Origin of the sequence: Hallella colorans, assembly GCF_003096815.1 — a bacterium.
Taxonomy (GTDB): Bacteria; Bacteroidota; Bacteroidia; order Bacteroidales; family Bacteroidaceae; genus Prevotella; species Prevotella colorans.
Genome location: NZ_QENY01000041.1, coordinates 1 through 6,044, shown reverse-complemented (window position 1 = coordinate 6,044; position 6,044 = coordinate 1). Strand labels below are relative to the sequence as shown.

At 43.6% G+C, this 6,044-nt stretch carries 3 protein-coding genes and 2 pseudogenes; 2 read left to right on the top strand and 3 right to left on the bottom strand.

All coding sequences use genetic code 11. The features are described 5' to 3' along the window. On the top strand, positions 1-2,706 hold a 2,706-nt coding region (locus C7379_RS13060), incomplete at its 5' end, for an RHS repeat-associated core domain-containing protein (protein WP_243406811.1). Continuing rightward, entirely contained in the window at positions 2,703-3,134 is a 432-nt protein-coding gene (locus tag C7379_RS12295) for a hypothetical protein (RefSeq protein ID WP_116617524.1), read from the top strand. The genes C7379_RS13060 and C7379_RS12295, both read left to right, overlap by 4 nt. 720 nt (positions 3,135-3,854) lie before the next feature. Here the strand turns inward: C7379_RS12295 and C7379_RS12290 are convergent. The 3 genes and pseudogenes from C7379_RS12290 to C7379_RS12280 form a co-directional block, all read right to left on the bottom strand. Continuing rightward, a pseudogene (locus C7379_RS12290) lies at positions 3,855-4,064 on the bottom strand (YWFCY domain-containing protein); the annotation flags it as partial. 68 nt (positions 4,065-4,132) lie between these two features. After that, positions 4,133-5,412, bottom strand: a pseudogene (mobB, locus tag C7379_RS12285) (conjugal transfer protein MobB). Further along, positions 5,409-5,789 (bottom strand): plasmid mobilization protein, encoded by a 381-nt coding sequence (locus tag C7379_RS12280; RefSeq protein ID WP_116617523.1) that lies wholly within the window; start codon positions 5,787-5,789, stop codon positions 5,409-5,411. The pseudogene mobB and the gene C7379_RS12280 overlap by 4 nt, the downstream one beginning before the upstream one ends. Positions 5,790-6,044: the final 255 nt, after the last annotated feature.

The window sequence follows — 6,044 nt, the reverse complement described above, 5'->3', positions numbered from 1 at the left end:
GACCGCCGCACGGAGGTGAACCATCCTGCCAGTGGTATTACCACCTTTACCTACGACAATCTCGGCAATGTACTCACCAAGCAGACTGCCAACCTCAAAAAGGAGGGCAAGACCATCAATTACGAGTACGATTACGGACGATTGACGGCTATCAACTATCCCGACCACCCGGAAAACAACGTAAAGTACCACTACGGCAGTGCCACCTCTTCCAATAACCGCGTTGGCAGGCTGATGCTCCGTGAGGACGGCAGCGGTGCCATCGAATACTACTACGGCAATTTGGGCGAAGTATTGAAGACCGTGCGCACGCTGATTGTGCCCAACCAGGCAGTGGCAACCTACGTCACACAATGGAAGTACGACAGCCATAACCGCCTGTTGGAAATGATCTATCCCGATGAGGAAAAGGTCACCTACGGCTACAACCTCGGAGGACAGGTGGACCATGTGCGTGGCTATAAGTCCTACGGCTACGATTATGTGAATAAGATTGGCTACGACAAGTTTGAGCAGCGCACTTATCTCAAATATTGTAACGGAGCGGAGACCTTCTACTCCTATGACCCACAACGTCGCAGACTGCAGAATCTCGTGGTGAATGCCAAGGCAGGCACCATCATGGACAATGCCTACAGCTATGATGCCGTGAGCAACGTACTTGGCGTAAAGAACAATGCTCCACTCCCACAGAGCGGCAAGGCTGGCGGACAGATGAGCCACAGTTATACGTATGATGCACTGTATCGTCTAAGCACAGCTAATGGAACGTACAAGGGTGCGGACAATAAGACAGCTTCTTATACTCTTGCGATGGGCTACGACAACATGCACCGCATCACGAGCAAGAAGCAGCACCTCACGCAAAGTAACGTGCAGTTCAACGGCACGCTCAACGCAGGCTACGACCTCACCTACACATACAATAATGATGAGGGCAAAAAGTTCCAACTGACCAGTGTTCGTGACATCAATTACCGCACGGAAGAAACTCCGACGGACAGCACCAATATCAACAACGGACACAAGTACACCTATGATGCCAACGGAAACCTTGTCTACATCAACACCTCCCGTGTAAAGCATGACGGCAAGGAAGACGACAGGGCAACCGAGCAGAAGTACAAGTGGGACGAGGAGAACCGCTTATTAGCAGCCGACGAGAATGGTTTTGTAAGCAACTATTGGTATGATGCCGACGGTGAGCGCACGGTGAAGACCTCAGGTGAGAACGAAGCCATCTATGTGAACTCCGAGTTCTCGGGTGGTAACACTGGTACGGCACGCTTCAGTCTCTATGTCAGCCCATACTTGGTGGCAGGGCAAGGTGGTAAGTACACCAAACACATTTACATTGGCTCACAAAGAATCGTCAGCAAACTTGGCGACTTGGCTTCTTATGGTGGAGACCCAAGACGAATACCATACGCAGGCAATGAAGCTGACGGTGTGACTGTCAATTACAGGGGTAAGTACAATCAGCAGTTGCAATCCATCAAGGAAAATTACAAGACATTCGATTTGCCATACAACGGTGTGGACAATACCGATTATGTCAATGGCAAAGGCTTTAGCAGTGATGACGACACGCCGGAGGCAGCACAGGCAAGGGCAATGGTCAAGACGAGAGCTGGCGAAGCTGGCACTAACGAGCGGATGCAGTTCTACTATCACCCCGACCACTTGGGCAGCAGTAGTTACATCACCAACTTGGATGGTGAGGTCATGCAACATATTGAGTATGTGCCATTCGGAGAGGTATTCATCGAGGAGCGCAACAATACTTGGAACACCCCTTATCTCTTTAATGCGAAGGAATTTGACGAGGAGACTGGATTGTATTACTATGGGGCGAGATACTATGAACCGAGGTTGAGCATGTGGATTTCTACAGATCCTCTGCAAGAAAAGTATCCAAATGTTGTAACATATTGCTTTGTATATGATAATCCTTTAATGTATATTGATCCTACTGGTATGGGACCTGAGGATAACCCTAAAGTTCCATCTGATAAGGAAAAATACGCCATGAAAGTTGTTGACTTTATAAAATGGGCTTCTCAAAATTATAATGAAACGACAAATGGAAAGAGAGAGTATCCACATAAAGTTAGAGGAAAATACGTTAATCAAAATAAGCATGAAGTAACTGATACGGAATTAAGCTCTGCAAAGAAGTACAATATGTTCGTCACTATGAATAAGGTCTTTAATGTAGATGAATCAGATGCTGTTAATTATTCTAATTACGAAGCTCATATGGTTTCTGCTATTATGACAGGTTTTGTAACAGGAACAGGTCCTGAGAATTATAATTTCCCAGAAAATGGCATAATAAGCTCTTTATTTATAGGTTCTGATGTGCTAAATTCAGCTATTGCAGATTTTAATAAGGGAGAGTCTGTAAATGGTAAACAGTATTCATTTGGATTGGTTTCTCTCGGCAAAAATGTATTAAGCGAAGGAACGCCATATAATATGACAGGACTTGTAGGAAGTGCTAACATTACCATTATTCGTGGTAAGAATAATATGTTAAAGATAACTATTTTTAATATAACAAGTTTAACTTCTGGAGCTTTAGGAAAGGAAATCGCCCCCAAGGAAAAATTTTATCCAAAGTCATACATGAGGGGGCTTGGCAAAAAGGTTCCATATGGAAATGTTAGTCAAACATTTAATCTATATATAAGGAACCCAAAATGAAAAGACCCACTATAATATTCTTCTTTTTTATAATTGGATATGCGCTATATTGGTGCATATCTGATTATAATTATAGATACAATAAAATAAATAGTATCGTAGGAATTTATAAGTTAGATTTTAATCATACTGATTCTGAAATTTATAAGGATTCTATTGAAAAATATAATAATTTAAGATTAATATTTAATTCTGATATGACATTTTCCTTATCATTTTCCGTGCCATTTATGGCTGATACTGTAGGAACATGGAAGGTTGGAGGAATGAATGAATGGAATGAAATTGTCTATCATAATGACATTATAGATCAATTTGGGAAATTTGATGATGGGGATACGATTATATATATAAATTCCCCAACTCCGCAAAAAAAAATCAAGAAACCAACAGAAATAAACAAGGTTTTCTTTGTGAGAATAAAGTAATTTTCTCCTCATTCACGCCCTTTGTACCAAGGCAGGAAAGATCAAGGAACACCACAATCGGGTAGGAGGTAAATGTTATTCATAAAAGGCATTTACCTCCTACTTTCACATTTACCGACCTCCCACACCACCGTACGTGCCGTTCGGCATACGGCGGTTTCGTACTTTTACACCTCACGGTGTGTGGCAAGTTGTTTTCAGCTATCCCTTTGAGTAACGTCACTTCTATCCTATTGTCGGATTCCGTCCTATCGTCTTGGATAGAGAGCTCCTTTCGGACATCTGACGAAGAAATTAGCAGGGTAGCATTCATTTACTATTGCACTGCACGATTCGGTCCTTCCCTGTAGGCACACGTACCTTGGGTACTATGACCTCTGCTGACTTCTCACGGCAAGCTTTACTCCGCTTCTTTCGTAAAAACAACTATTTGAAACGTCCGTGAGACCTCCTCGGATAAGAACATTATCTTTCCATCTTATACCTACTTCATTTACACCGACCATTCCGAATAGCTATGGGACTTTGATTTGTCTGGCAATCTTATCCATGGTCATATGCCTTATATGAAGTTTCTGTTCGTTAGGCCAGATGTTTGCCGCCGGCTTCCTTCAGATTTCACCTCACGATGAACACCCTTGCCTTTGGCTATGTAATTCCCGCTATTAGGGCTTACTCGGGACTTCCACCCGTTAGATAATGCTCATGCCGAGCGTACCAAAAGAGTTTTGTCCAAAGGATGGACGAGAACAATCCCGTGGTGCGCTGGAAATTCATCAGAATTTTATCAATGATGCCAAGTGTAAAGCCCCAGATATGAAATGCCTCGTAGCAGAACCAATAACAATTGATAAGGAGGAATATCACCGATATACCCCGCATAAAGTCCATGACTTTACCTAATGCCCTTAAATCATCTTCCTGTGCCATAATCGTATTGTTTTTGGGAAGCCTCCCCCAACCCCTCCTAAGGAGGGGAGATAGAAATGCTCGTTTGTTTAATGTTTTCTTCGCCTAAGATTTACCTTACTTTGTCTGCGGAGTTTACGCTGCCATGCCGCTTCTTTCCAATCATCGTTGCCCGTAGATGTGAACGAACCTTTTATCACATCCTCGATGAGTTCATCAACAAAATTATCGCTTTCTTCCGTATTCTGTTGCGAGGGTTGAACGGTTGGCGATTGTTCCAAATGGACAGACGGACTGCCATACAGCGTTTCGTCCAAGAATGGGTTATGGGCAGGATTGGAGAAATAGGCATTGAATACATTGGCGGAATATCCCTTGCCCAATCGTGAACCGTTGAATGCAACACCCCGCTCGTCATCAATAAAGGTAATGCCGTAAATTCTTCCATTATCATTCTTTCGAATTACCACACGCAAGCTCTGTTCCTCCAATCTTTGCCGAAGTTCTTTCTCCGTATTGGGAGAGGTACGCATTGTTTGTAACACCTTGTTCCTTATGGTTGGTATCAGTGGTTTGATGGTTTGTTTCGACCTCTGTATCCTGTTCTGTATGGCAGTATAGCCCACACCATGACCGATGTCCGATGCGTTGATGGGTGTGCTTACCTTGTCGCCCTAATCATCAGTAGGCACATAGACTAAGCCGTCATACTTCTTTCCCCGAAACTCCGTCTTCACTTCTTCCACTGCAAGATTGTAAGCGGAAAGAATGGCATTCAATTCTCCCAAGGAACAGAAGCGATAATGCTTCAGAACCGTGCGGAGGGCACTTGCGACCTGCTCTTTGATATTTCCTTGGGTGGTATCAATCTTGGGCGTTTCTTTCATTGTTTTGTCATTGACCTTTGAACTTGGAATGAGACCAAACCTCTTTTCCAAGGCATCGGTAATCTTCTTGCTCCGCCGTTTCTCAAACTTGTCGTTAATCTTTCGTCCCTCTCCGTCCACTCGAAGCGACACGATGTGTATATGCTCATGGGCGATGTCGTTGTGTTTGAACAAATATAGGGCTGCTTGCCATAGCCAAGTGCTTCCATATACTCTTTGGCAATCTGTGTAAGTGTTTCATCGGATAGTTTCTCGTCTGGGTGCGGATTGAGCGAGCAATGGAACACCGTTTTCTTCGTTCGGCATTTCTTCGGTATCAGAGCCTCCATATCGACAAACACCTCTGCCATCGTATAAGTTCCCTCTTTGTTTTGATACAAGCCTTGGGCAAGAAGAATGCTTGCTTCCTCTTTCTCTACTTTCTTGAAGTTGTAACCTAATGCCCCTCCAAGGTTTTCCGTGGCAGATATTTTAGCAATCATTTTTTGCGGTAATCTATCGTAAGACTGATAGCCTGTTCTTGCAAGGCAATGATTTGAGCCGAGAGTTTCTCCAACTTTTCAAGCAGAATCTGTGCGGTCTTCACGCTGTGATAGCTGTTAATGGCACGCACGGTCTGGTTATAGAGCACGCCAATTTTATGGATTTGTGCCGTCAGTTCGGAGAGTTTACGGTAGTATTCCACGGCGGATTTATCCACCGTTATCACCTTGAAACTCTCTCCAAGAATGCGCCCACGTACGAAATCTGACTTGGTTTCTGCGCCCGAACGTTGAAACAAATCTATCGCCCGTTGCTGGTCTTTAGGATTAGGAAGACGGGTATCCCATCTGTCCCATCGTTCAATCTTGTCATTCATTGTCTTACCTTTTTGTAATTACGACTTTGGAGTAATTTAATTCCCCTGTGGGGCAAGGGTCTTTGTCGGCAGAAACGGAGTTTGTCGGACAAAGACACACCTTGCCAGTATAAAGAAAGAGATAGTTTGTTATGTTCCATAAAGTAACCTTTCTGGGGTGCGAGAGTTCAAAGTTCAAGAAGTAAGTCAAGAGATAAGTTTAGACTAATCTCTTGACTTACTGACTTTATGAGCTGACATATTTTTGACTAAAGT

Excerpts from the sequence above, each read along its gene's own strand:
- C7379_RS12295 (WP_116617524.1), top strand. The coding sequence starts at position 2,703 with ATGAAAAGACCCACTATAATATTCTTCTTTTTTATAATTGGATATGCG.
- C7379_RS12280 (WP_116617523.1), bottom strand. The coding sequence starts at position 5,789 with ATGAATGACAAGATTGAACGATGGGACAGATGGGATACCCGTCTTCCT.